This is a genomic window from Curtobacterium sp. 320, from assembly GCF_031455235.1.
Lineage (GTDB): Bacteria > Actinomycetota > Actinomycetes > Actinomycetales > Microbacteriaceae > Curtobacterium.
Genome location: NZ_JAVDSI010000008.1, coordinates 38,661 through 63,549, shown reverse-complemented (window position 1 = coordinate 63,549; position 24,889 = coordinate 38,661). Strand labels below are relative to the sequence as shown.

At 70.6% G+C, this 24,889-nt stretch carries 20 protein-coding genes; 5 read left to right on the top strand and 15 right to left on the bottom strand.

Annotated elements, in window-relative coordinates; genetic code table 11:
• Nucleotides 1-202 precede the first annotated feature (202 nt).
• Nucleotides 203-2,695, bottom strand: coding sequence for a hypothetical protein (locus J2X60_RS12080; RefSeq protein WP_309887944.1), 2,493 nt, complete (start codon nucleotides 2,693-2,695; stop codon nucleotides 203-205).
• Nucleotides 2,696-3,010: 315 nt separating this feature from the next.
• Between J2X60_RS12080 and J2X60_RS12075 the strand changes: the two genes are divergently transcribed.
• Nucleotides 3,011-3,868 (top strand): helix-turn-helix domain-containing protein, encoded by an 858-nt coding sequence (locus J2X60_RS12075; RefSeq protein ID WP_309887754.1) that lies wholly within the window; start codon nucleotides 3,011-3,013, stop codon nucleotides 3,866-3,868.
• 136 nt (nucleotides 3,869-4,004) lie between these two features.
• Here J2X60_RS12075 and J2X60_RS12070 read toward each other — a convergent pair whose 3' ends face one another.
• The 5 genes from J2X60_RS12070 to J2X60_RS12050 all read right to left on the bottom strand — a co-directional run bounded on the left by J2X60_RS12070 (nucleotide 4,005) and on the right by J2X60_RS12050 (nucleotide 10,542).
• The gene (locus J2X60_RS12070; protein WP_309887752.1) at nucleotides 4,005-4,436 is read right to left on the bottom strand and encodes a DUF6196 family protein; all 432 of its coding nucleotides are present in this window, start codon (nucleotides 4,434-4,436) and stop codon (nucleotides 4,005-4,007) included.
• A gap of 154 nt (nucleotides 4,437-4,590) precedes the next feature.
• Nucleotides 4,591-7,101 carry an OpgC domain-containing protein gene (gene opgC, locus J2X60_RS12065; RefSeq protein WP_309887749.1) on the bottom strand — a complete coding sequence of 837 codons (2,511 nt, stop codon included), beginning with the start codon at nucleotides 7,099-7,101 and terminating at the stop codon, nucleotides 4,591-4,593.
• A complete protein-coding gene (locus J2X60_RS12060; protein WP_309887746.1) occupies nucleotides 7,098-7,511 on the bottom strand; it encodes an ATP-binding protein in 414 nt (137 codons plus the stop codon). The genes opgC and J2X60_RS12060 overlap by 4 nt, the downstream gene beginning before the upstream one ends.
• Nucleotides 7,508-9,529: a glycosyltransferase gene (locus J2X60_RS12055; RefSeq protein WP_396127793.1), complete on the bottom strand. Its 2,022-nt coding sequence runs from the start codon at nucleotides 9,527-9,529 to the stop codon at nucleotides 7,508-7,510. Before J2X60_RS12055 ends, J2X60_RS12060 begins: the two co-directional genes overlap by 4 nt.
• Nucleotides 9,530-9,822: 293 nt before the next feature.
• Nucleotides 9,823-10,542: a TetR/AcrR family transcriptional regulator gene (locus J2X60_RS12050; RefSeq protein ID WP_071295306.1), complete on the bottom strand. Its 720-nt coding sequence runs from the start codon at nucleotides 10,540-10,542 to the stop codon at nucleotides 9,823-9,825.
• Nucleotides 10,543-10,667: 125 nt separating this feature from the next.
• On the opposite strand from J2X60_RS12050, the gene J2X60_RS12045 reads away from it, so the two are divergent.
• On the top strand, nucleotides 10,668-11,594 hold the full coding sequence (locus J2X60_RS12045) for an NAD-dependent epimerase/dehydratase family protein (RefSeq protein ID WP_309887744.1): 927 nt from the start codon (nucleotides 10,668-10,670) through the stop codon (nucleotides 11,592-11,594).
• A gap of 80 nt (nucleotides 11,595-11,674) precedes the next feature.
• On the opposite strand, the gene J2X60_RS12040 is transcribed toward J2X60_RS12045, so the two are convergent.
• From J2X60_RS12040 to J2X60_RS12030, 3 genes are all read right to left on the bottom strand, one after another.
• Entirely contained in the window at nucleotides 11,675-12,991 is a 1,317-nt protein-coding gene (locus tag J2X60_RS12040; protein ID WP_229087022.1) for a fibronectin type III domain-containing protein, read from the bottom strand.
• 191 nt (nucleotides 12,992-13,182) lie between these two features.
• Nucleotides 13,183-15,024 carry a DEAD/DEAH box helicase gene (locus tag J2X60_RS12035; protein WP_071303103.1) on the bottom strand — a complete coding sequence of 614 codons (1,842 nt, stop codon included), beginning with the start codon at nucleotides 15,022-15,024 and terminating at the stop codon, nucleotides 13,183-13,185.
• Nucleotides 15,025-15,137: 113 nt separating this feature from the next.
• The gene (locus tag J2X60_RS12030) at nucleotides 15,138-15,614 is read right to left on the bottom strand and encodes a MarR family transcriptional regulator (protein WP_309887741.1); all 477 of its coding nucleotides are present in this window, start codon (nucleotides 15,612-15,614) and stop codon (nucleotides 15,138-15,140) included.
• A gap of 110 nt (nucleotides 15,615-15,724) precedes the next feature.
• Here J2X60_RS12030 and J2X60_RS12025 point away from each other — a divergent pair, with 110 nt between their 5' ends.
• Nucleotides 15,725-17,824, top strand: coding sequence for an MDR family MFS transporter (locus J2X60_RS12025; RefSeq protein ID WP_309887740.1), 2,100 nt, complete (start codon nucleotides 15,725-15,727; stop codon nucleotides 17,822-17,824).
• Nucleotides 17,825-17,895: 71 nt separating this feature from the next.
• Nucleotides 17,896-18,486, top strand: a complete 591-nt coding sequence (locus tag J2X60_RS12020) for a TetR/AcrR family transcriptional regulator (protein WP_070416852.1) — start codon at nucleotides 17,896-17,898, stop codon at nucleotides 18,484-18,486.
• Between the two features lie 303 nt (nucleotides 18,487-18,789).
• On the opposite strand, the gene J2X60_RS12015 is transcribed toward J2X60_RS12020, so the two are convergent.
• Nucleotides 18,790-19,641, bottom strand: a complete 852-nt coding sequence (locus J2X60_RS12015; RefSeq protein WP_309887738.1) for an SDR family NAD(P)-dependent oxidoreductase — start codon at nucleotides 19,639-19,641, stop codon at nucleotides 18,790-18,792.
• Nucleotides 19,642-19,729: 88 nt separating this feature from the next.
• Here J2X60_RS12015 and J2X60_RS12010 point away from each other — a divergent pair, with 88 nt between their 5' ends.
• Nucleotides 19,730-20,302 (top strand): TetR family transcriptional regulator, encoded by a 573-nt coding sequence (locus J2X60_RS12010; protein ID WP_254790801.1) that lies wholly within the window; start codon nucleotides 19,730-19,732, stop codon nucleotides 20,300-20,302.
• Nucleotides 20,303-20,318: 16 nt separating this feature from the next.
• Here J2X60_RS12010 and J2X60_RS12005 read toward each other — a convergent pair whose 3' ends face one another.
• From J2X60_RS12005 to J2X60_RS11985, 5 genes are all read right to left on the bottom strand, one after another.
• Nucleotides 20,319-20,555 carry a hypothetical protein gene (locus J2X60_RS12005; protein ID WP_309887735.1) on the bottom strand — a complete coding sequence of 79 codons (237 nt, stop codon included), beginning with the start codon at nucleotides 20,553-20,555 and terminating at the stop codon, nucleotides 20,319-20,321.
• Nucleotides 20,556-20,561: 6 nt separating this feature from the next.
• The gene (locus tag J2X60_RS12000) at nucleotides 20,562-20,732 is read right to left on the bottom strand and encodes a hypothetical protein (RefSeq protein ID WP_309887733.1); all 171 of its coding nucleotides are present in this window, start codon (nucleotides 20,730-20,732) and stop codon (nucleotides 20,562-20,564) included.
• A 141-nt stretch (nucleotides 20,733-20,873) separates the two neighbouring features.
• Nucleotides 20,874-22,574, bottom strand: coding sequence for a DUF4041 domain-containing protein (locus tag J2X60_RS11995; RefSeq protein ID WP_309887731.1), 1,701 nt, complete (start codon nucleotides 22,572-22,574; stop codon nucleotides 20,874-20,876).
• Nucleotides 22,575-22,583: 9 nt separating this feature from the next.
• The gene (locus tag J2X60_RS11990) at nucleotides 22,584-23,114 is read right to left on the bottom strand and encodes a flavin reductase family protein (protein WP_309887730.1); all 531 of its coding nucleotides are present in this window, start codon (nucleotides 23,112-23,114) and stop codon (nucleotides 22,584-22,586) included.
• A gap of 53 nt (nucleotides 23,115-23,167) precedes the next feature.
• Nucleotides 23,168-24,889, bottom strand: a complete 1,722-nt coding sequence (locus tag J2X60_RS11985; protein ID WP_309887728.1) for an MFS transporter — start codon at nucleotides 24,887-24,889, stop codon at nucleotides 23,168-23,170.

Genomic DNA, 24,889 nt, shown 5'->3' with positions numbered 1-24,889 from the left:
CGGACGCACCGCGACCAGTGGGCGGACGGGAGGCGCGGTGCCGGCCCGCACCGCGCCTCCCGTCCGTCCCACGGCGCGTCAGCGCGGGGTCACCGAGAACAGCATCCGGCCTGGACCTGCGACTCGGGGATCGGATCGCGGATCAGGCGCCCCCTGATGGTGGTGCACGGTCCGGCCGGGCGACGGCCGGACCGTGCACGAGTCAGGCGCGCTCCGACCCCGCTGCCCGGCGGCTGCGACGGCCTTGGTACAGCCCCGCCCCACCGAGAGCGAGCAGCAGCAGCGCGAGCGCCGCTCCGGGCACGACCAGCTCCGTACCGGTGAACGCGAGCCCGGGCGGGGTGCCCCCCGAGGCTGCCGGCGGTGCCGGGTCGATCGGGGTGTCCGTCGCGCAGCTCGTGGCGGTTCGGCAGCCGTCGGAGGTCACGACGTTGTGGAGGTTCCGGTCGCCCGTGTCCGGCGTGTCGACGGTCGCGGAGTACGTCACGGCGAGCGTCTGCCCGACCGCGAGCGGCCCGGACCACGACAGCGTCTTCCCCGCGAACGTGGCTCCGTTCGTCGCGTCCTGGTTGTAGGTCGCGTCGTCGAGGACGTCGGACATGTCATCGGTGAACGTCGCAGGTGAGTCCGTCGTGTACGCGGCCGTCCCGGTGTTCCGGACCGTCACCGTCCAGGTCACCGTGTCGCCCTCGGCTGCCGCCGTCCTGTCGACGGACTTGGTGACGGTGTAGGTACCCACGTTCGTGGTGGTCGTGCAACTGCCGTCGCTCGTGCAGGAACCCGTGGGGTCATCCGTCGTGACCGCGTTGACGAGCGTGCCGTCCCCGCTGACCGGGTCGTCGACCGTCACCGAGTACGTGATGTCCTTCGACTGGCCGACCGCGAGCGGGCCGGACCAGGACAGGGTCTGCCCGGTCAGGGTCGCACCTTCGGACGCGTCGCCGTTGTACGTCGCATCGTCGAGGACACCGGACATGTCGTCCTGGAACGACGCCGGGGCGCCCGCGGTGTAGGGGGCCGTGCCGGTGTTCGTCACCGTCACGGTGTACTCGACCGTGCCGCCCGGGGTCGTCACGACGCGATCGGACGTCTTCGCGAACGTGAACGAGTGCACGAGTGTCGTCACCTCGCACGGGTCCGCGGTCGTGCAGTTCGTGCCGCCGGTGACGCGGTTCGCGATGACGTCGTCGCCCGTCTTCGTGGCGTTGACGGTGACGGAGTACGTGATGGTCTTCGTCTGCCCGACGGCGAGTGCCCCGGACCACGCGAGCGTGTCCCCGTCGACGGTGGCGCCCTCGGTGGCGTCGTCGTCGTAGGTGGCGTCGTCGAGGACGTCCGACAGGTCGTCCGTCAGCGCGGCAGGAGCGTCGTCGGTGTACGCGACGTCGCCGGTGTTCGTCACGACGAGCGTGTAGGTGATCCCGTCACCGTGGGCGGCGACCTGCTTGTCGGAGGTCTTCGTGACGGTGAACGACGGGTCCGCGAACGTCACCGACGCGCACGCCGGCTCGTTGAGACCGACCGTGGTGACGTTGACCGTCGGGCAGTTGTCGTACGTGCCGGCGGCGGCCGCCGTCACCGGTACCGTGATCGTGCAGGACGCCTCGCCCGCGTCGAGGTTCCCGTTCGTGATCGAGATGTTCGAACCGCTCGCCGTGGTCGTCGCGTCACAGGTTCCGCCGGTCGCACCGGGCGCTACCGCGAGGCCGGCGGGGAGGTCGTCGGTGAAGGACCAACCGCTCTTCGACGCGAGCTCACTGGTGTTCGTCACCGTGAAGGTCAGCGTCGATGTCGTGCCGGTGCGCGTGAGCGCGGGGCTGAACGACTTGTCCAGCTGCGGGGTCACATCGAGGATCTTGATGTTGTCGATCGCGTGGTCGTTCCCGTTCCCGGAGCCCTGGTTGTTGATCATCCGGACGCCGATCGAGTTGCCGGTGAACAGCTGCGCTCCGTTCGACGCGTACGTTCCGACGTTGACCGGCCGAGCCGTCGCGGCCCCGAACGTGGGCACGTCGACGGTCTTCGTCGAGGTGCATGCGTCGATCTGGTCCCCGACGTCGCTCGCCGCGCCGAGGCTGTTGAGCAGCTGGAACTGCAACAGCGGGTGCGCCGCCGATGCGCAGTTGATCGCCGCGACGTCGACGCTGAACGTGATGAAGCGGTCGCTCGCCTGGAACGGGATGTTCGTCGCGGTCTGGAACTCGGTCAGACCGGCTCCGGGGCTGGCTGCGGTGTACGCCGAGTCGGCGTAGTTGCCCTGCGCCTCGGCCGCGCTCTGGCCCGTGTGCACACCGAGCGCGTAGGACAACTGCTGCGTGCTGTTCCAGTTGAGCTGCCCGTTCGCACCGTTCGAGGCGTTCACACACGCCGCGACGGCGTCGGCATTGGTGGGCGACTGCGACTGCGAGGCGATCAGGCCGTTGCAGTTCGTCAGCCACGCGTCGTCAGCGGTGTACTTCTGCCCGGTCGCACCGGTGTAGTCCTCCAGCCCTTGCACGGTGTCGGAGTCCGGGACGTTCTGGAAGTCCTCCGCGTACACGGTCGTCCCCGCCGACGGGGTGCCCGGGTTGCCGGGTGCAGCGTCGGCCGATGACGACCCGGTGAGCGCGACCGCCCCTCCGAGCACGGATGCCGTCAGCGCGAGCGCTCCGACTCCGGCGGCGACGCGCAGACGCCGCGATGACAGCGGCGCCATCACGCGCGCACGATCCGAATCGACGGAGGAGGTCCGTCCTCTTGGCCAGTGCAGTTTCAACCTGATCCCCAATGCTGTGGTCCACGCCCGCCGAGGGTCGGCCGGGGGCGGCGGCAGCTGTGCCGCACGCTCAGTTTTCGGTCAGATTCACGGCCGCCACACACAAGACCGCGAACGTCGGCGAAAGTGGCTCTTGTCCCGTCGAAAGTGGTTCGTGCCGCCGTCACCATGCGCTCCGAAAGGGGGACACAGCTGGGATGGCAACGTCCCCATGGGGCTCGACCCTTGTGCGGACATGCGGCAAGGTAGTGAACCGTGGGAACCGAACCTGCGATGGGCCTGGCCGCCGCGGAGCGCTGCGATGACTTCGGATGGCACCCCCGAGGTGTGATCGACCCGACGCTCGTGGCCGAGACGCTCTCGCATCCGTACTTCGGCGTCGGACATGCCTGGTCCCGTTCCGCTGGCTACACGCTCACCACCGCACCGGCTCGCACCTACCTCGTGCTGACGATGGACGGCGGGTTCGAGTTCGACGTGGACGGCACCGTGATCCCGACCGATCCCGGCACCCTCATCTTGCTCAGCGGGGAAGCACCGACCACCGCCCGCACCGTCACGCGGACCTCGCGCTACGTCTGGTACCTCGAGCCCACGTTCCTCCAGCCGGGGAAGGGCCGCTTCCAGTACGGTGAGCCGCTCCCGACCACCGGCGCTGCCATCCAGACGCTGATGACCATGACGAACAGCCTCCTGCAGGCCCCTCCCCCGCCGACGATCGCCGCGCGCCGGCATCTGACCCTCTCGTTCGAGAACCTCCTCGCCGCCACCCTCGAGGAAAGTGCACCGCGACGTTCGAAGGACATCGGTCAGCTCCGGGACGGCCTGTTCATGGCCGCGCAGGCAGCGATCGAGACCGGGTTCCGGGACCCCGCCTTCACCGTCGAGCGTCTGGCCAGGGAGCTCGCGGTGTCGCAGTCGACGCTTCGGGACACCTTCAAGCAGATGGGGGCTTCCCCACGTCGGGAGATCGAGCGCCGCCGACTCGCCGAAGCGCGACAGCTCGAAGTGGTCGAGAGACTCACCACCACCGAACGTGCACTGCGTTCCGGGTTCTCATCCGCCCGGCAGCTCGCCCGCGCGCTCGCCCGGAGGACGGCCGGGCCGGACTGAACCAGCGTGAACACCTTCACGGTCCACCCGATGGGCCCGCACCGCGCCTCCCGTTCGTCCCACGGCGTGTCAGCGCGGGGTCACCGCACCCGCACCGTGCACCATGCCAGCAGACTGAGCGCCACGGATCCGGTGGCTACCGCCCTCGGCGGAGACCCGTGATGACGCCGAGGGCTTCCGTGCGGAGGTGGGCAGGACAACCCCAGTAGTCGTAGACGCCGCCGCGCGCGCTGTTCTGACCGCAGACGACGAAGACACCGGTGCCGAGTCGGCGTTTGAGCTCACTGGCGAGCCAGCCGACGAAACCACTGTTGTCCACGTCCGCGGGGAAGTGGAACGAGAAGAGCGCGAACCCCTCCGGTGCCGACGCATCGGCCGGAGCGAGCCAGGACCACGAATCCTCGTCCCGGACGACGGCGAGGATCTCGCGCCTGAGCTCCGGCGGCTGGTCGATCGGCGACTCTCGGAAGGCCCAGACGCCGTCCAGCACCGAGAACTCGGCTGCGGCGATGACGCCGCGGAGGCGCCGTTCGGTTTCGTCGGGCGCTTCGTCGCTCACACTGACCATCCCCTGACCCTAGCGATCGACGACCGCGCACCTTCGTCCCCGGCGACGGGCGCGACCATCGCTCTCGTGGTTCGTCGGGGCGCACCGCGACCAGCTGACGGACCGGAGGCGCGGTGCGGGCCCGCCCCGGGCCTCCTGTCCGTCCCGCAGCGCGTCAGCGCGGGATCACCGAGAACAGGAACCGCTTCCGCACCATGTACCAGGCCAGCAGGATGAGCAGGGTGTGGGTCGCGAAGCCGATCCAGCCGTTGCCCCAGTCGACACCCGGGATCGACGCGATCGCCAGCGCGAAGAACACCTGCCAGACGAACACGTAGAGACTCGCCTGTCCGATCGGGATCCACAGCCATCCGATGGCCTTCGCGATCGGCTTCCAGAACACGGTGAGGATCGCGTACGACACGATCGCGAAGAAGGCGATGTCGAGCAAGCGCCCCCACTGCAGGTCGACGCGCTGGTAGGCGGTGTTGTACAGCTGGTCGTACATCGTCGCCGGGAACGGCACGGGCGTGAAGCCGAAGTGGTCGCCCGCCCAGACGTAGACCAGGAACAGCGCGTACCCGCCGATGCCGACCCCGACGAGGACCTTGCCGAGGCGACCGGTCAGTGCGCCGATGATCTGCCGGCGGTAGTACCCGAGCACGAGTCCGTGGGTGAACACGACCTGCCAGGTGAGGAGCGGGAAGACGGCCTCGAACTGGGAGTTCAGCGGCCGGAACTCCGGGTTGAGCGCCTGGTAGACGTAGAGCGCCCAGCTGACGATGAGCAGGGCCCACCAGAACCCGCGGCGGATCACCCACATGAACGCCGGGATGAACAGACTCAGCACCACGAAGAGGCCCATGATGTTGAACGGCCACGGGCCCATCTCGAGCAGCAGGAACTGCCGGATCGCGTACCAGGGCGGCGGGTACGCCAGCAGCTGCATCGCGTTCGGGTAGAGGTCGTAGACGCGCCCCTCGGCGCCGACTCCCCCGGTGCCGGTCCCCCGGTCGGTGAAGGTGGTGATCGCGTCGGTGTTCAAGAAGGGCACGAAGCTCAGCGCGAAGACGACGAGGATCACCCCGAGCGTGACGAGGTACTGCTTCCGCGCACGTTTCCACGCCCCGATGGCGGCCGCCCACTCGCCGAACTTCTTGATGGCGAACGGGTAGGTCATGCCGAGGACCATGCCGGACAGGAACACGAACATCTCCGCGCCGGTGATCGCGCCGACGGCGTGCAGCGTGATGTACGAGTACGGTCCGCCGATCTCGATGTGGGTGATCACCACGGCGAGGATGATGAACCCGCGGAACAGGTCGAGCCGCAGGTCGCGCCCGGGCTTGCCGTCGTCGGGGTAGCGCCAGCTCGGCAGCAGCCGACCGAACAGGCCGCTCAGCAGGAACACGACCGCGAGGCCGACGGCACACCAGACGATCCAGGCCATCTGGTCGCCGCCGGTGTCGTACTGCTGGTCGGTCGCCGCGGCACCGTCCCGTGGCGTGACCTCGTCCGTCACGGGTCCGAACACGAAGTCGCCCGCGCGCTCGAGGTCGGTGCGGAACGAGCCGGCGATGCCGGGCACGGCGGTGTCGCGCCAGTCGGCCACGCGGTTGCCGGCCTCGGGTTCGCGGCGGTTCGTCTCGAGGAACGTCACGCCGCGGATCAACGGGCGGTCCTGCACTGCGGCGATCACCTGTCGCCACCAGCCCTGCTTCACCGGGAGTTCGTCGGCGCCCCGGAGCGAGTGGTCGTACAGCGCCCCGGTGTCGAGCAGCATCGGCCGGTCGTCGGCCACGGCGAAGCGCTCGTAGAAGCTCCCCTGCTGTCGCTGCTCGTAGCCCCAGGTCTCGTCGAAGCGAGCGGTGACCTCACCGGCCTCGGGGACGTCGTTCCGGGTGAGCGGGACGTCCCGGCCGGCTGCCTCGGTCGCCTTGCCCTTGCCGAAGTACAGCATCGACAGCCCGACCCAGTCGACCGAGGAGTCCCCGGGCCAGTACGGCTCGTAGGGGTCGTCGGCCGCGGTGAGCTGTCCGTCGCCGTTCGTGTCGAGCTTCGAGACGTCGGTCGCGGAGAGGTCCTGCAGCCGGCCGGCGGACTCGCCGAAGGGGTAGCCCGCACCGTAGGACGGGGACCACACCATGAGCGCGTCCGAGCTGCCGCCGTGGACCGCGGTCGCGAGCGCCCGGAAGGCCGTGACGAACTGCGTCGGCTGCTGCCCCCACCGCACCCACGTGCCGTTCATCTGCGGGGCGAACCGGACGAGCACCTGGGTGTCGTACTGGCGGTGGACCTCTTCCAGCAGGGCGTTCGCCGCGCGGGCGTCGGCCGCGGTGAGGGACCGGAGCGACTGGTCGGGCTCGAGGCTCACCACGAGGACGGCGCCCTGCGTCGCCGCAGCACGGGTGGCCCGGAGGAACTCCTTGCGGGCGCTGCGGTCGAGCGGGTACTGGATCTCCACGCCGTACATCGACGGTGTCGCGCCGAGTCGTCCCGCGTACCCGGCCGGAGCGTCATCGCCCCAGTCGATGTCCGGTCCGAACCACGTCTTCCCGTCGGACGGCGCGATCGACGCACCGCTCGTCGCGGCCGCCTGCACCGCTGACGCCGGCAGCGCGCCGCCCAGGGCGAACGTCGCGAGCACCACCAGGAACGCGACGAGCCGCGCAGCGGTCCGGCTCACCGTGCGCACACCAGGGTCCAGACGTTGTGACCGCCCTCGTGTCGGTGCTCGAGCCGGTCGAGCGCGGCGATCGCGAGCGCGAGGCCTCGACCGCTCTCCTCGTCGGCGTCGACCATCGTCACGGCAGCGAGGTCGATGTCGACCGGCAGCCCGTTGTCGGTGAGCACGGCGACGAGCTCGTGGTCGGTCGCGTCGAGTTCCACGGTGTAGCGCCGGCCGGCTTCCTGGTCGGCGCGTCGGGTGTGCTCGACGATGTTCGCGGCGATCTCGGCGAGGGCGGTCTCGAGACCGAAGCGGAGCCGGACGTCGTCGATGCCGAGGGTGTCCCACCACGCGGCGAAGCGGTCCTGCACCTCGTCGAGGGACGCCGGCACCGCCGGGACGTCGAACTCGACCCGCGCCGGGCTCACAGGGGTCCCCCGGCCGTGCTCGACTCGTGCTCGGACTGCGCCGTGCCCGGTCCTCGGTAGAGCACGGCCCGGATGACGATGCTGAAGATGAACAGGTCGAACACGACCCACGCGGTGTTCACGAGCGGCGCGATGCCGGACGCCTGGCCGGTCAGGTAGCGGATGCCGATCAGGATCAGCGCCGCCACCAGGGCCCCCATCGCGATGAGCTGGGGCTTCACGAGGTCCCACCGCGGCTTCTGCTCGGACTCGTCACGGACCTTCGGGGTGACCCGGAAGCCCAGCGGCTTGCCCCGGAACACGTTCTCGAACGCACTCGTGACGGACTCGATCCAGACCGGGAACAACGCCAGCGAGTACTGCTGCCCGCGCCACGTCGGTCTGCCGGCCGCCACCACCCAGAAGAGCACCTGGTTGAGGACGAGGAACGGGATGAGCCGGACGAAGAAGTCGACGCTGTACGCCTGGACCGGCACCACACCGAAGGACAGGCAGAGCACCGGGGCCGCGATGTAGACGATCGCGGCGAAGCCGGACAGGTAGCTCCACATCGTCGAGAAGTACATGAGCCGCTGCCCCCACGACAAGCCCTTCTGCACGAGCGGGTTCTCGCGGAAGAAGACCTGCATGGTGCCCTGCGCCCAGCGGAGCCGCTGCACGAGCATGGTCGGCAGGTCCTCGGGTGCGAGGCCCTTCGCCAGGATCTCGTCGTGGTAGGCCGACTTCCAGCCGAGGCCGTGCAGGCGCATGGCGGTCGCCATGTCCTCGGTCACCGAGATCGTCGCCAGGGGCATGATCGGCTGGGCTTCGTCGTCACGGTTGACGTCGAGCGCCCGGGTGAGCACGGCGATGGACTCGATCGCGGCGACGGGTGAGGCATCGCGGCGGCCGAGGACGTCGAGCGCCGCGTCGTCGAGCCCCGCGAAGGTGTTCGCGTCGGTCGACATCGCCGCGAGCTCCTGCAGGTCGTTGCGGACCGATTCGAGGTCGGACGCGGCGAACCGGTAGGAGATCGTGTCGATGCCCCGTTGGAAGTCGTAGGTGACGTCGCCGAGCGGCTCGCCCCGCTGGACCTGGTCGCGGGCGCGGTCGACCACGGCCTCGGCCTCGTCGAGCGCCCCGAGCACCCGCGGGTCGGTCTCCGTCTCGCGTGCACGGGCGAGGAGCTTCCGGGAGGTCTTGATCGTCCGCGCGACCGACGCCTCGACCTCGCGCACGTACCGGGTGACCCCGAGCTGCATGAGCGCCTCGCGCCGGAGGATCGCGTTCGACCCGCAGAAGAACGCGGCGTTCCACCCGTCCTTCGACTGCTGGATCGGCCCGTAGAACAGGGGCGCCTGGCTACCGAGCAGGTCGGCTTCGGGCACGTTCTCGAACCACTGCGGCGTCTGTACGAGCGCCATCCGCGAGTCCTTGAAGTACCCGAGCGTGCGGTCGAGGATCGACGGTTCCGGGACCTGGTCGGCGTCGAGGATGAGGAGGAACTCCCCCTGGGTCGCGAGCAGGGCGTTGTTGAGGTTCCCCGCCTTGGCGTGCCGCGGCCGGTCGATCCAGTCGGCGCCCCGGGTGATCACGCCGATCCCGAGCGACTCGGCGGCGGCGCGCATCTCCGGACGGTTGCCGTCGTCGAGGATCCACGTGGTGTGCGGGTGAGTGATCGCCTTCGCCGCCGTCGCGGTGCGGACGACGAGGTCGACGGGCTCGTTGTACGTCGTGATGAAGACGTCGACGGTCACGGGGTCCTGCGGCGGGGCCGGCGGTTCCCCGCGTTCACGGAGCCGCCAGGCGCCGAACGCGAAGAGCAGCGAGTCGATCACGCTGTACGTCTCGGCGAGGATCAGCGGGACGGCGATCCACCACGAGTGCCAGTTCACCGAGGCGGCCCAGCGCCAGACGATGTAGTTCACGCCGGCGATCGAGGCGAGCAGGGCGACGGTCCGGACGGCGACGAGGCGCTTCCGGGGTGTCCCGGTCGTGAGACGGCGGCGGTCCTGCCGGCTGACGTCGAGCGCGGTCACCGGGTGCCCCCGACGACGGCGTCGCCGAACGTGCTGCGTCGCAAGCGAGCCTCCCTGATCCGTCGGCCCCCGGCCGCGGCGCGCGCCCGAGGGTGGTGGTCCGTCCGGGGAGACTCCAGGTGTGCCGTCCCGAGCGTGGGCTCAGTCGTCGGGTACGACCGGGGCCCACGACCTGTCTACCGCAGGAACGGGCCCTCTGTCAGACCGGCACCCCGCTCTGGGGACAACAGGACGCGGTCGACGGACGACGCGACCCGCGACCGACGGACGACGCAGCCCGCAGCGCGACCCCGTCAGTCGAACTCGGCGACGAACCCGAGTCCCTCGGCCAGCCGTGCGACGACCTCGTCGAAGTACGCCGCACCGTCCGACACCGAACCGACGAAGTGCCCGAACAACTCGAACGACACCGTGCCGAACACCGTCGTCCAGGCCATCAGCGTGCGGACGAGGACCTCCTCCGGCAGCTCGGTGCCGAACGCCCGCAGGGACGCCACCCCGTCCGCGACCGCCGCAGCCACGAGCCCCGGACCCGATCCGGCCGGGAGCGGTGCGCGGTACCCCGGGTCCGCCACCGCGTCCGCGACCACCCGCACGATCGTGAGCGTCGTCCGCGACGCCGGGTCCACGGTCGACCGCGGCGCGACGTACCCGGGCACCGGCGAGCCGAACAGGAGCGCGAAGTCCCCCGGGTGCGCGATCGACCACGTCCGGATCGCCCGGCACACCGCGACCCACCGAGCCCCGGGTGCCGGTCCCGCTGCCGCCTCGGCTGCCTCGACCGCACCGCCGAGCTCGTCGTAGTCGGCGATGAGGAGCGCCGTGAGCAAGTCGTCGCGGCTCGGGAAGTACCGGTAGACGGCGGACGACACCATCCCGACGTCTCGGGCGACGGCGCGGAGGCTCAGTTGCGACGGCCCCTCCTCGGTGAGCCGGACACGGGCAGCGGCGAGGATGCCGGCCCGCACGGTCTCGCGTGCGAGGGATCGTGCGGTGGGCGCCTTGTCCGTCATGCCTCCACCATGACACGAGAGAGCACTGCACACAATCAAGAGCACTGCTCTTGCAATTCGGCGACGGCTTGTGCATGCTGAGAACCGAGAGCGGTGCTCTCGCAAACAGACGAAAGCAGGAAGCCATGTCGCAGCACCACGTCGTCATCGGTGCCGGTCCGGTGGGCCGTCACGTCGCCACACTCCTCGCGGAACGGGGCGAGCGGGTCACCGTCGCCACCCGATCCGGCCGGGACACGGGTGTCTCCGGCGTCGAGCACCTCACCCTGGACGCCTCGGACGCCGACGCGCTCACCCGGGCGACCGAGGGGGCCGCTGCCCTCTACAACTGCGCCAACCCCGGCAACTACACGCAGTGGGAGCAGACCTGGCCGCCGCTCGCGACCGCGCTGCTCACCGCCGCCGAGCGGACCGGCGCGGTGTACGCCATCACCGGGAACCTCTACCCCTACGGACCCGTCGACGGACCGATGCGCGAGACCCTGCCGGACGCCGCGACCGACCACAAGGGCATCCTGCGGGCACGGCTCTGGGCCGACGCACGCACGGCGCACGAAGCGGGCCGGGTGCGTGCCGTCGAGGCCCGCGCCTCGGACTACGTCGGCGCCGGCATCGGCGAGAACGGCCACATCACCCGCGTCCTGCCGGCAGCGCTGCAGGGGAAGGCGGTGTCGATGATCGGCCGGACCGACCTGCCGCACACCTTCACGGACGTGCTCGACGTCGCCCGGATGCTCGTCGCGGCCGCGGCGGACGAGACCGCCCACGGACGCACCTGGATGGTGCCGAGCAACGCCCCGCGGTCGCAGGTGCAGGCCCTCACCGAGGTGCTGGCCGCGGCGGGGAAGCCCCCGGTCACCGTCCGGCGTCTCCCCGCCGGCATGCTCCGCGCGATGGGGCTGGTCTCACCGATGATGCGCGAGATCGCCGAGATGAGCTACCAGTGGACGGCCCCGTACGTGGTCGACGACTCGGCGGCCCGAGCCCACTTCGGCATCGAGCCGACCCCGTGGGACGAGGTGTGCCGACGGACCGTCGAGGGCGTCGCCTGAACCGGCTGCGCACTGCATGACGGGAGGCGCGGTGCGAGCCCGCACCGCGCCTCCCGTCAGTCACCTGGTCGGGTCCGACCTCAGATCACCAGCAACCGCGAGAACTGTCCGGCGGACAGCCGCTGCGCCACGCCGCCTGCGGCGTCCAGCCGCCAGAGGCCGGTCGTCGGGCCGGCGCTCACGTCGAAGAACAGGTCGCCCGCCTCGTCCGCCGCACCGATCCACACGCCACGACCCTGGGCGGTCACGCCGCTCGTGGTCTGCTCGGTGGTCGTCCCGTCGGCCGTCCGCGAGGACAGCGAGGTGATCGTCTTGTCGGCGGTGCAGCCGCCGGGGCTGCCCTCGCTCGGAGCAGCGCACCACCCGGCGGACTTGGCGGACACCAGCGCCCGCCCGTTCGTCGCCGCGTAGGTGAAGCCGATCCGGGACTCGGCCGACACGAGCTCGCTCGAGCCCTTCGCCAGCAGGACCCATCCGCTCGCACCGGACGCGCCGGTCGAGAGGTAGTTGACGTAGAGGTTCCCGCCACCGTCCGCGATGACCGCCGCGAAGATCCGGTAGCCGGTCTCGGGGATCGACCGGGTGGTCCGGACGCCCGTCGGCGACACGGAGACGACCTTCGTCGCGGCGCCCTGGGTCCCGAAGGTCACGGCCGAGACCGTGCCGTCGCGTCCGACCGCCCAGCCGGAGCCGGCCGAGGGGATGATCGCCGTCGGTGCTGCCCCGGACACCGGGAGCTTCGTGATCGCACCGGAGACCGAGTCGACCCAGTAGAGGTTGCCGGCGACGTCCGAGCGGAGGTCCGCCGTGAGGTGCAGGCCGGTCGCCACGGTCCGGGCAGCGGCGCCGCCGGCCGGGTACATCACGATCGAGGTGCGGTCCGCCGACGGCACGAACACGTCGCCCACGTCGTCCGCCGTGAAGCCGGCGGCGTTCGGCGCGATCGTGGTCGGGGCGGACGTGCCGGAGGTCGGGAACCGCACGACCGAGCCCGCGCCGTCGAGGGCGAACAGGGACTGCACGGTCTGGACCGACCCGGGCGCGGTGTACCGCACCGAGACGGCCTTGCCCGTGCCCCGGGTCCCGACCGCACGGACCGAGAACGTGTACGCGGTGCTCGCGGTCAGGTTGCCGAACCGATCGGACCGCGCGCTGGCCGGGAGCCGGTCGACGCCGGCGTCAGGCTGCTGCTGCGCGGGCGAGACGGTGACGCGCCAGCTGGTGACCTTCGCGCCGGACTTCGGGAGTCCCCAGGTCACGGTCGCGCTGTCCGCGGCTCCGGTGACGCGGACGGAGGTCGGTGCGCCGGGCACCGACGAGGGTGCGGCCGTCGCCGGCGCGGCTCCCCCGATGACGAGCGCCACCGCGGCTGCGGCGGTCAGTACGGCTCTGAACACGTGCGTTCCCCTGTTCGTCCCGTGGTCCATGCGCCACGGCTACGGACATCAGAGCACCGGTCGGACGTCGCGGACCCGTCGGCGCCGGGATCGTGCGGGCCGTGCAGGCCCTCATGCGTCATCCCGCAACCCGGGAACGACGGGAGGCGCGGTGCCAGCTGGCACCGCGCCTCCCGGAAAAAATACGCGCGTCAGTGACGCGGCTTGCGCTCCGCACGGTCGTCGCGGTCGTACCGACGGGGCCCGCGGTCGTCACGGTCCCGACCACCGGCACGCGGCCCACGGTCGTCGCGGTCGTAACGACGTGCCCCGCCGCCACCACCACGGCGGTCCGGCTTGATCTCGATGAGCTTCCCGCTGATCCGGGTGTCCGTCAGCCGGTCGAGCACCCCGGCGTCCATGTCGGCGGGCAGCTCGACGATCGAGAAGTCCGGGCGGATCTGGATCGCCCCGAAGTCGTCACGGCGCAGACCACCCTCGTTCGCGAGGGCCCCGACGATCTGTCGCGGCTCGACGCGGTGCCGACGCCCGACCTCGATGCGGTAGGCCGTCATCGGCTGCGAGCGGCGCGGGCCACGGTCGGCGCGGTCGCCACGGGCGCCGCGGTCGTCGTCACGGTCGCGGCGGTCGCTGCTCCGGCCGTCGCGGTCGACGCGGTTCCGCAGCTCGTCGGCCTTCGGGTCGAGCAGCAGCGGGTCCTCGCCCTGCGCGACGACGGCCAGCGCGGCGGCGACGTCGTCGGCCGGGACGTCGTGGTGCTCGACGTAGTGGGCGATGATGTCGCGGAACGCGGTGATGCGGTCCTGCTGCTCGAGCGCCGCGGTGATCGCGTCGTCGAAGCGGGTGAGGCGCGTCTCGTTGACGTCCTCGATCGTCGGCAGCTGCATCTGCGTGAGTGGCTGCTTGGTGTGCCGCTCGATCGCGGACAGCAGGCGACGCTCGCGCGGGGTGACGAAGCTGATCGAGTCACCCGAGCGGCCGGCGCGACCGGTGCGGCCGATGCGGTGCACGTAGGACTCGATGTCGACGGGGATGTCGTAGTTCACGACGTGCGTGATGCGGTCGACGTCGAGGCCGCGGGCGGCGACGTCGGTGGCGACGAGGATGTCGAGCTTGCCGGACTTCAGCTGGTTCACCGTGCGCTCGCGCTGGGCCTGGGCGACGTCACCGCTGATGGCCGCTGCGGCGTACCCGCGGGCGCGGAGCTTCTCGGCGAGGGTCTCGGTCTCGCTCTTCGTGCGGACGAAGATGATCATGCCCTCGAAGTCCTCGACCTCGAGGATGCGGGTGAGCGCGTCGACCTTCTGCGGGTACGACACCATCAGGTACCGCTGCGTGATGTTCGCCGCGGTCTTCGTCTTCGTCTTGACCGTGATCTCGGCCGGGTCGGTGAGGTACTGCTGCGAGATGCGGCGGATCTGGGCCGGCATCGTCGCGGAGAACAGCGCGACCTGCTTGTCGTCCGGGGTCTCGGCGAGGATCGTCTCGACGTCCTCGGCGAAGCCCATCTTGAGCATCTCGTCGGCCTCGTCGAGCACGAGGTACTTCAGCTCGGACAGGTCGAGCGTGCCCTTGGCGATGTGGTCCATGATGCGACCGGGCGTGCCGACGACGACGTCCACGCCGCGGCGCAGGGCGGACAGCTGCACGCCGTACGCCTGGCCGCCGTAGACGGGCAGGACGTGCACGTGCTTCATGTGGGAGGCGAACTGCTCGAACGCCTCGCACACCTGCAGAGCGAGCTCGCGGGTCGGCGACAGCACGAGCGCCTGCGGCACCTTGCTGCCCGCCTCCATGCGGGACAGGATCGGCAGCGCGAACGCCGCGGTCTTGCCGGTTCCGGTCTGCGCGAGGCCGACGACGTCGCGCCCCTCGAGCAGGGTCGGGATCGTGGCCTCCTGGATGGCGGAGGGGGTCTCGTAGCCGATGTCCTTGACGGCCTTGAGCACAGCATCGCTCAGGCCGAGGTCGGCGAAGGTCACCACTGGCCCGTCGTCGAGGGTCTCAGTGGTGGTGGCGGTGTCCGTGCTCATGCGGAAACGGTATCTCGAATACGGCGCGAGCAGTGACGAACGGGAGGATCGGGGCGGGCCCGCACCGCGCCTCCCGGCCGCCTCCCGGTCACGTCTCGGCGCGTGCCGCGTGGTCAGGACGCGTCGCGCCGGTCCGTGGCGCCGATCCCGAGGACCGCGTCGGCGCGGTCGTTGAGCCGGGCGAGGAGCCCGGCGAGGGTGTGCAGCTCCCCCGTGGCGAACGCCCCCGTGAGGTCGTCGAACACCTCGGCGCCGGCGACGTCGAGCGTGTCGAGCAGCGTCCGGCCGGCCGGGGCGATCGAGACGAGGCTGGCGCGCCCGTCGGCCGGGTCCGGCTCGGTGCCGAGGTACCCCGACTCGACGAGCGACGCCACGCGGCGGCTGATCACCGGGCGCGACAACCCCGTGGCGTCCGCGATCGCCATCGACCGGACCGCTCCGAAGTGGTCGACCGCCCGCAGGACCACACGCGCCGTGGGGTCCAGTCCCCCGCGCGACTCGATGAGCGACGACCGCAGGGTCTGCCGGACCCACAGCCGGTCGAGCTGCGCGCGCAGCAGTCGCTCGGCGTCGTCCCGGTCCTCGGTCATGCCGGACAGCGTAGCGGCCACATTTAGTTGCTTGTCGGAAGCAATGGATGTATCGTTGCGCGGTCTGCAAACTTTCACAGCAGGAAACACAGCACGAAGCAAGGAGCTCGATGACCGCCACCGCACCCGTCCCGGTGCAGCACGGCCGACGCGCAGCCGGGGTCCCCACGGACTCCGCCGCACCCGGCCAGCAGCCGCTGATGACCCACCGCCAGATCCTCCTCGTGATCTACGGGCTGATGGCGGGCATGTTCCTGTCCTCGCTCGGCCAGACGGTGTTCGGCACGGCGATCCGGACGATCGGTGACGACCTGCACGGGCTCGACCAGCAGGCCTGGGTGACGACCGCGTACCTCATCACCTCGACCATCGCGACGCCGATCTACGGCAAGCTCTCCGACATCTTCGGGCGCCGGCCGCTCTACATCTTCGGCATCGTGGTGTTCATCCTCGGCGCCGTGCTCTCGTCGATGTCGACCTCGATGCTCATGCTCGCCGGCTTCCGCGCCGTGCAGGGCATCGGTGCCGGTGCGCTGATGTCGCTGCCGCTCGCGATCATGGGCGACATCCTCGCTCCGCGCGAACGTGCCAAGTACCAGGGCTACTTCCTCGCCGTGTTCGGCATCTCGTCCGTGATCGGCCCGCTCATCGGCGGCCTGCTCGCCGGTTCCTCCGAGATCCTGTGGATCACCGGCTGGCGCTGGGTGCTCCTCATCAACGTGCCGATCGGCATCGCGGCCCTCGTCATGGTGCTCGTCTTCCTGCACCTGCCGAAGGTGCACGGTGGCGACACCGCGAAGCCGAAGGTCGACTGGTGGGGCGCGACCGCCGTCATCGTCACGCTCGTCCCGCTCCTGCTCGTGGCCGAACAGGGCCGCACCTGGGGCTGGGGCTCGGCCGCCGCGATCGCCTGCTACGTCATCGGCGTCGTCGGCCTCGTCGCGCTGCTGCTCATCGAGTCGAAGATGGGCGACGCCGCGATCATCCCGCTGAAGCTCTTCCGCTCCGGCACGTTCTCGATGGCGACGGTCATCGGGTTCCTGGTCGGCTTCGCGATGTTCGGCGCCATGCTGACCATCCCCCTCTACCTGCAGATCGTCGTCGGCCTGACCCCGACCGAGTCCGGCTTCGCGACGCTCCCCCTCGTGGGCGGGCTCATGATCGCGTCGATCACGAGCGGCCAGATCGTCGCCCGGGTCGGCCGCTACCGGATCTTCCCGGTGATCGGCACGGCGCTGGTGTCCTCCGGCTACGTCGTCCTGACGTTCATGAGCATCGACAAGCCGCTCTGGTTCCTGATGATCGGCATGTTCCTCATCGGGCTCGGGCTCGGGTCGGTCATGCAGTCGCTCACCCTCGCGTCGCAGGGCTCGGTCGAGGCCCGGGACATGGGCGTCGCCACCTCGTCCGCCACGTTCTTCCGCCAGATCGGTGGCACGCTCGGCACGGCCGTGCTGCTGTCGATCCTGTTCTCGGCGATGCCGTCGAACATCCTGCACGCCACAGCGGACCGCACCGACCTGCGCTCCGCCCTCGACGCGGCGACGAACCCGACCGTGGCCACCGCGCCCGCGAACCGGGGCGTCATGGACGAGATCTGGACGCCGATCGTCACCCCGATCGAGCAGAACGTGCAGGCCTCGCTCGACGATGTCACCGCCCAGGTGCAGCAGTCGACCGCGAGCGCCCCGGCCGCCGTGCAGGCCCAGGCCCTCGCCGCGGCAGCCGACCAGGCCCACGCCTCGGTGCAGGACGGCAAGCTCGTCGTCGACTGGTCGGACGCGGCGCAGCGGTCCTACTGGGTGGGCGAGCTCACCCCGGCCGTGGCGAAGCAGGTCTCCGACGGCAGCGGCTCCGGGTCGAGCACCATGAGCACGAACGACACGTCGTTCCTGACCGGTGCGGACAGCCGGCTCACCCGGCCGTTCATGGCGGGCTTCAACGCCTCGTCCGTGACGATCTACTGGGTCGGTCTCGGTGTGATCCTGCTCGCCTTCGTCCTCACCTGGTTCTTCCGGGTGCCGCCGCTCCGTCAGCGTTCGGCGCTGCAGGAGCGTGCGGACGCCGCGGGTGCGCAGCGCGCCGGCGACGACCGGCTCTCGGCGGAGGACGAGCTCGAGACGGCCGCCGGCCTGGCCGCCGCCGAGGCGGGCTCCTTCACCGGCCCGATGACCGGATCCACCCCGACGCAGCCCGCGCAGCGCCGGTGACCGACCGGGGCGCCCGTCCGCTGTCCCCCTTCGTGGACGGGCGTCCCTCCCCACCAGCACCAGGAGCCACCGTGACCACCACCCCCGCGACGACGACGGCGACGGAGCCGTGCTCGCTGCGTGAACGGAAGAAGCAGCAGACCCGCTCGGCGCTGCACGACGCCGCACTGACGCTCGTCTCGGCGCACGGCCTCGACGGGGTGACCGTGGAGCAGATCTGCGCCGACGCCGACGTCTCCCCCCGGACCTTCTTCAACTACTTCTCCTCGAAGGCGCACGCGGCGCTCGGGCTCGACACGGTCGAGGTCCCGCCGGCCGCCGCGACCTGGTTCGCCACCGCCGAGGGGCGCTTCATCGACGACCTGTGCGGCCTCGTCGCCGCCACCGTGCCCCTCTCGCAGGACCGGCGTCGGATGAAGGAGCTGCTCGTGCTCCGCCCGGAGATGGCCCCGATGGTCATGCAGTGGATGGCCGAGTCCAGGCAGTCCCTGCTCGCCACGGTCGGCACACGGACCGACGAGCAGACCGCCCGCACCGCGGTGGCCCTCGTCATGTCCGCGCTGTCCGAGGTGGCGCACCGCGAGACCGTCGGCGGCCCGGACGAGCTCGCGGTCCGACTGCGCGCCGTGGTCGGCGAGATGGGCGCGCTCGCGTCCGCCTGACCGGACGTCTGCCTGCGTGGACCCGCACGCCGGGTTCGGCATACCGCAGGACTCCCCCACCGGGTGCGAAGCCGGCCTACGCTCCTCGAACCGGCCGCACCCGACGGCCGGCCACTCGCCCCGCGGCGCGCAACGGCGCGTGTCGCGGGGCGACCACGCAGGGTGTGTTCTTGCGCTCACCGACAGTGCACGCGCCCACCGGCCCGTGGACTGTCGCGCAGCGCGTGGAGACGGTACCGCCCGTCTGACGGGAGGGACGGTGCAGGCTCGCACCGCGCCTCCCGTCCGTCAGGTGGTCGCGTCTCAGGCGCGTGCCAGCGGGTCCAGCTGCTCCGGCGTCGCGTCGGCCGCCTGCGTCGACCGGCTGAGCGCCTCGTGCCGCTCGTCCTCGGCCAGGAGCGCGCGGCCGGCGGCCGTCCCGTGCTCGAACGCGTCCGGGCCGACGAGCAGGCGGAGCGGCGGCTCGTCCATCGCCACGACCTGCAGCACGACCTCGGCGACCAGGTCCGGGTCGCTCGCACCGATGCTCGTGCCCCCGTGCATCCGTGCGGACGCCCCGACGGTCGCCTCGTACTCCGGCCGGACCGGCGCGACCGTCATGGACGACCCCGCCCAGTCGGTGCGCATGCCGCCCGGCTCGAGGACGGTGACGCGGATGCCGAGGGGGCCGACCTCCTTCGCGAGCACCGAGGAGAACCCGCCGACGGCCCACTTCGCGGTCTGGTACGCGCCGAGCCCCGGCGTCGACATGCGCCCGCCGACGGACGAGACCTGCACGATGTGCCCGGAGCCCTGCTCGCGCATGACGTGCACGGCCTCCTGGCTGAGGGTCACCACGCCGAACAGGTTCGTCTCGACCTGGGCGCGGAAGTCGGCGGGGTCGACGTCCTCAATGCTGGCGAGGTTCGCGTACCCGGCGTTGTTCACGAGCACGTCGAGCCGACCGAAGCGCTCGACCGCGGTGCGGACGGCTGCACGAGCGGCGTCGGGGTCGGTGACGTCGAGCGCGACGGGGACGAGCTCCGCCCTGGAGAGGTCGTCGAGGGCGTGGAGGTCCCGGACCCCGGCGACCACCTGGTGACCGGCGGCGAGGGCTGCGGTGACGATCGAGCGGCCGAGGCCCCGCGAGGCACCGGTGACGAGGAAGACAGACATGGTGTTCCTAACTGACTGGTTGGTTGACAGCACTCATGGAACACCTTCGCCACTCGCTTGTCAACCGTCCGGTTGATAACCTGGACGGATGCCGATGCCCCGCGACGCCGACGCCACCCGCGCCCGACTCCTCGTCGCCGCCCGCGACGAGTTCGCCGCGGTCGGGATCGCCGGCGCGCGCGTGGACCGGATCGCCGCCGCCGCCGCGAGCAACAAGGCGCAGATCTACCACTACTTCGGCAGCAAGGACGGCCTGTTCGACGCGGTCTTCGACGCGATGGTCGCCGAGACGCTCGACGAGGTCACGATCGACGCCGACGACCTGCCCGAGTACGCCGGACGCCTGCACGACTCCTACGCACACCGACCCTGGGTGCAGCGCCTGGCGACCTGGTACCGGCTCGAGCGGGGCGACACCTCGCACCCGATCGACGCCGTCGTCCGGAGCAACGCCGCCAAGCTCCGGGCGATCGAGGACGCGCAGCGGGACGGTCGGCTGCCGACGACGTTCTCGGCGGCGGAGCTGCTCGGGATCGTGATCCACACCGCTGCGCTGTGGAGCGGTGCGACGCCGGAGTACGCCCGGCTGACCGACGAGGTGGGGGCGGCGCGGCGGCGCGAGGTCGTCGTGGCGACGGTGGCGGCGGTCGTGCGGGGCTGAGCGGGCCCTTCGGCGCTCAGCCGCCCGTCGCAGCGAACACGCCGAGCACGATGCCGACGCAGAGCATGGCGATGCCCACGGCCCGGAAGAGTGCCGTGGGCAACCGGGCGTGACGATCAGCTGCCTTCTTGCCCTGGACGATGCGCATCTGCCGCTGCAGGAAGTCGTGCATCGCCTCCGGCGACACCGCGGTCGCGCAGCCGAGGAGCACGAAGGCGCCGCCGATGACCCAGAGCGCCAGCGAGTCAGTCAACGACGTTCACCGGAGGAGCAGCGCGCCGGCGACGAGCATGACGAGTGCGATCACGACTGCGATCAGCCGTCCACGGTCGGAGGGCGCGTGGTTGCGGTTCCGCTGCACCACCCACGGGATGCACGCCAATCCGCCGACCACCAGCACGAGCCCGAGGACGAGTGGGAGTGCGTTCAATGCGGCTCCGTTCTCATTCGTGGACCATCGGAAAGACACGCAACGCCCCGCGCCTGCCAGCTCCTCATGGCACCTCGCGGAGGCATCACAGGGGCTGGGAGAATCGGCGGGTGAGCACTTCCCTTCAACACAATGCGAACATCAGTCTCCAGTGGAAGCGACTGACGCTGCATTCCGCATCGTCGCGTTCTCCACTAGCGCCGGCGTGAACGCGTCCACCGCAAGTTCGCTCGTACGGAACTCTTCCGCGGCGGGCTCAACGGTGTACTCAACCACCTCGACCGAGTGGCTCTTGAGAGCATCGAGAACCTCCGACGGCGTGACGTAGAAGAACTCACGGCGCAGGTTGACCTTGTTCACCCGCTGCTTCGCGAAGGCCTGATGCAGCATCGTCTCGACCCCCACCGCATCGTCAGCGAAGAACAACGCGTGCACGTCGAAGCGGAACGGCACCGATGCATCTCCGAGCTCGATGACGCGATCCATCGGCTTCAACCTTCTCGTCATGCCGATCTTCACCATGCGTTCTCCGAACGCGCCGACGTTGGAGATGACGTAGACGTAACCGGCTCGCACATTCGCTGCTCGGTAGTCCACGTCGGTGATTGCGCGATCGACATCCTCCAGTCTGGCCCGAACACGAGCGGCACCTTCAGTGTCACCGTTGGCTTGCAAGGCCGCGAGCGTGGACAAGTAGTGCTGACGTTCTTTCTCCAGGCGGTCGTGCTCGGCTTGTAACTCAGCAGCAGCTCGTTGCTGCTCGCGGAGGTCCGCTCGACGCTCCCGTTCACGCTCTTTCTCTGCTTGCACGGTCCGGAGGTGCTCATTAGCAAGAGCAATTTCCTCAAGCCGCATCCGGTGGTAGCTCGGCTCGATGCGGAGGTCGATCATCGTGCCGCTCTTGGCGATCTGCTCCGCAGCCCTACTCAGTCGCGTCTGGGCGACGTGCAGGTTGCCTGCGCGAGTCGCCTTCACGGCGTTTTCGGCTTCCGCGTTGTACGCCCGCAGCAGCACCTTCGCCATGTCCGTCATGAATTTTCGACCCTGCGCTTCTGAGCTGTTGAACGTGAAGCGTGGCGCCGTCGTCACCGCTCTCTTGTCGCGGACGGCGTTCTTGATGCGGTAGCGCAGTGCCTCCAGCTTCGCTGCCAGTTCCGTCGACGATGCGGCGGGGTTGTCGAAATCGAAGAGCCCGACCTCTTGTAGTTCCACTGCTGCGTCGAGGTCCACGAGTTCGGCTCTTCGAACGCTGATGTCCGCGTTGAGCCTTTCCTGAGCAGCTTTGGCGTCAGCAACCTGTCGAACAGCCTCGCGGACACGGTCCTCGGCGCTGGTGACCGCTTCTTCGGATTTGCGCCGCTCCACCGCCTCTTCAGCCGCAAATCGCTCGCGAGCCGATGCAAGCTCCTTCGCCAACAGGTCGCGCGCTTCCGCTTGCTCAGTCGCGAGTTGGGCTCGAAGGGTGGTGATCTGGCGTTCCTGCTCGGCCCGGTATTCGTCAACATCGTCGAAAGCGCGCATCTTGTAGCGTGCAACGACTGCTTCGCCAGCCTCGATTCGCTCCTCCGCGGCGCGCAACCGCTCTCGCGCCTCACGTTTCGACAGCTTGTCGATCGGTTTGGGCCCGTCTCCGGGAGATTCTGTTCGCCTCGACCGATCGGCCGCTCGAGCGTCCCGACGGGTCCGAGGCGCGGCCGTATCGTCAGCGTCCGGAATACGGGCACCGGGGTCCCCCTGCGTTGACCGCTTGAGCTGAACGTGCTCGGTCCAGGCCTGCCCGTCCCAGTAGCGGACGAACCTTGGGTCACGGTCGTCGTACCAACCTGCGGGCGCTGCTGACATTGTTTCATCTTACGGAGGAGTGCTCACTCCGGCACGCGCCCCCGTCCGGGGGTGATCGGCCGAGCGCGCCGGCCGGTGCCAGACGAGCGCAGACCGGGCGGCATCCCGCGCGACCCGGAGAACACGGAGCACCACGATGTCGTGGTCGCCCGCACGGTGGACACCCTCGACCGAGCACTCGAACCACGAGTGGGCACCGTCGAGGAAGACCGCACCGGACCCGGCGGTGGCGTACTCGATGCCGTGCAAGCGTCGCGCACGGTCCCGGGACGCCAACTGCGCCGTGTGCGGCCCGTGTCCGTCGCCGAGCACCGAGATGCCGAGCGTCGGCGCTGCTGCGAGGTCGGGCCACGTCGTGGACGAGTGCTGCACGGCGATCGTCGCCAACGGCGGGTCGTAGGAGACGCCGACGGTGAAGGACGTCGCCACCATGACCACGGGGGAACCGTCGACGCACGCGGCGATCGCGGCCACGACAGATGGCACCTCGGCGATGGCCTCACGGATGTCGAGCGGGTCCTCGATGAAGTGGTCGTGCACGGGGTCCTCCTCGGGGAACGAACGGTCAGGGGTGAACGGTCAGGGACGATCGGTCAGGAGCGGGCGAGCACCGCACGGGCCCGACGCTCGTCGGACCGCATCGCGGCGACGAGCGCGTCCGGCCCGCGGAACGTGCGCTGGCGTCGGATGCGCCGGCCGACGGTGAGCTCGACGACCGAGCCGTACAGGTCGCCGTCGAAGTCGAGCACGTGGATCTCGACCGTGCGCGGTCGGTCGGGGAAGGTGCTGTTGCTGCCGATCGACACGAGGGCCTGCCGTGGCGGAGCGCCGACGGGAGCCGCGAGCCATCCGACGTAGACCCCGTCGGCGGGGACGGGAGCAGCAGACTCGTCCTCGGGCCGCAGGTTCGCGGTGGGGAACCCCAGGTCGTGCCCGACCCCCGCACCGTGGACGATCACGCCGGTCAGGACGACCGGGGCACCCGGACGGCCGGACAGCGCACGCGCGGCGACCACGGCACCGCAGGCGACGAGCGCGAGCGCACCGAGCGCGACCGCGTCACCCGCGGTGGCGAGCAGCACGGCCGTCGCGGTGCTGCCGAGCACGGCGCCGAGCTGCTTCACGGTGTTGAAGACGCTCGATGCCGCCCCGACCGTCGCGGGACCCGCACCGAGGACCGCGGCGAGGGAGAACGGCGACCAGACGAACGCGTTCGCGATCCCGAACCCGGTGAAGGCCGCGGCGATCGTCCAGAGGGGCGCCGCGGCACCGACGAGCACCGCGGTCAGTGCCACCGACACGACGAGCAGGACGGCTCCGACCGTCGCGGTCGCCCGGGGCCCGGCGGTGTTCGTCATGCGGCCGACGAACGGCGCCGAGGCGAGGCACGCGACCCCCATCGGCACGAGCACGAGGGCCGCCGATCCCGCACTCAGCCCGCGGGTCTGCTGCAGTTCGAGCATGAGCGGGATCGGGGCGGACCCGACGCAGAACGACGCGGCCGTGGCGCCCCACGACCCGGTGACGAAACCGCGGTCGCGGAAGAGGGCGAGCGGCACGAGGGCGCGGTCGCCGGCTCGCCGCTGCCGGACGAGGACGGCCGCCACCACCGCGGCGCCGAGCAGGACCGCACCGCCACGGGCGACCGGGTCGGCGAGCAGCCCGGTGTCCGTGCCCTGCACGCCGACGACCACGCCGAGGACCCCCACGGTCACGCCGACGACGGCGAACAGGGGCAGCGGGACCGCGATGCGCCGGGAGACGGGCACGAAGCGGAGGACCGCGATCGCCGTGACGATCCCGACGGGCACGTTCACGAGGAACACCGACGGCCACCCCCACGCCTCGACGAGCAGCCCGCCGACGATCGGCCCGGCGACCGTCGCTGCCCCGCCGCCGGCGCTCCAGACGGCGAGCGCGACGGCGAGCCTCGGCGGTTCGAACAGCGACCGGATCACGGTCAGGCACTGCGGGGTGAGCAGCGCCGCGCCGAGGCCCTGGACCGCACGCCAGCCGACGAGGGCGCCGATCCCGGGCGCGGCCGCGCACCCGACCGAGGCGATAGTGAAGACCGCGAGCCCGACGAGGTACACGCGCCGGTGTCCGAACCGGTCGCCGAGCCGGCCCGCCACGAGCAGCGGGACGGCGAACGCGAAGAGGTAGGCGCTGTTCACCCACACCGACGTCGACGCGTCGGCGCCGAGGTCACGCCCGAGGTCGGGCAGGGCGACCGACACGATCGTGCCGTCGAGCAGCAGCATGAAGAAGCCGAGGCAGAGCCCGCCGAGCGCGAGCCACCGACGGGCCGGGGTCAC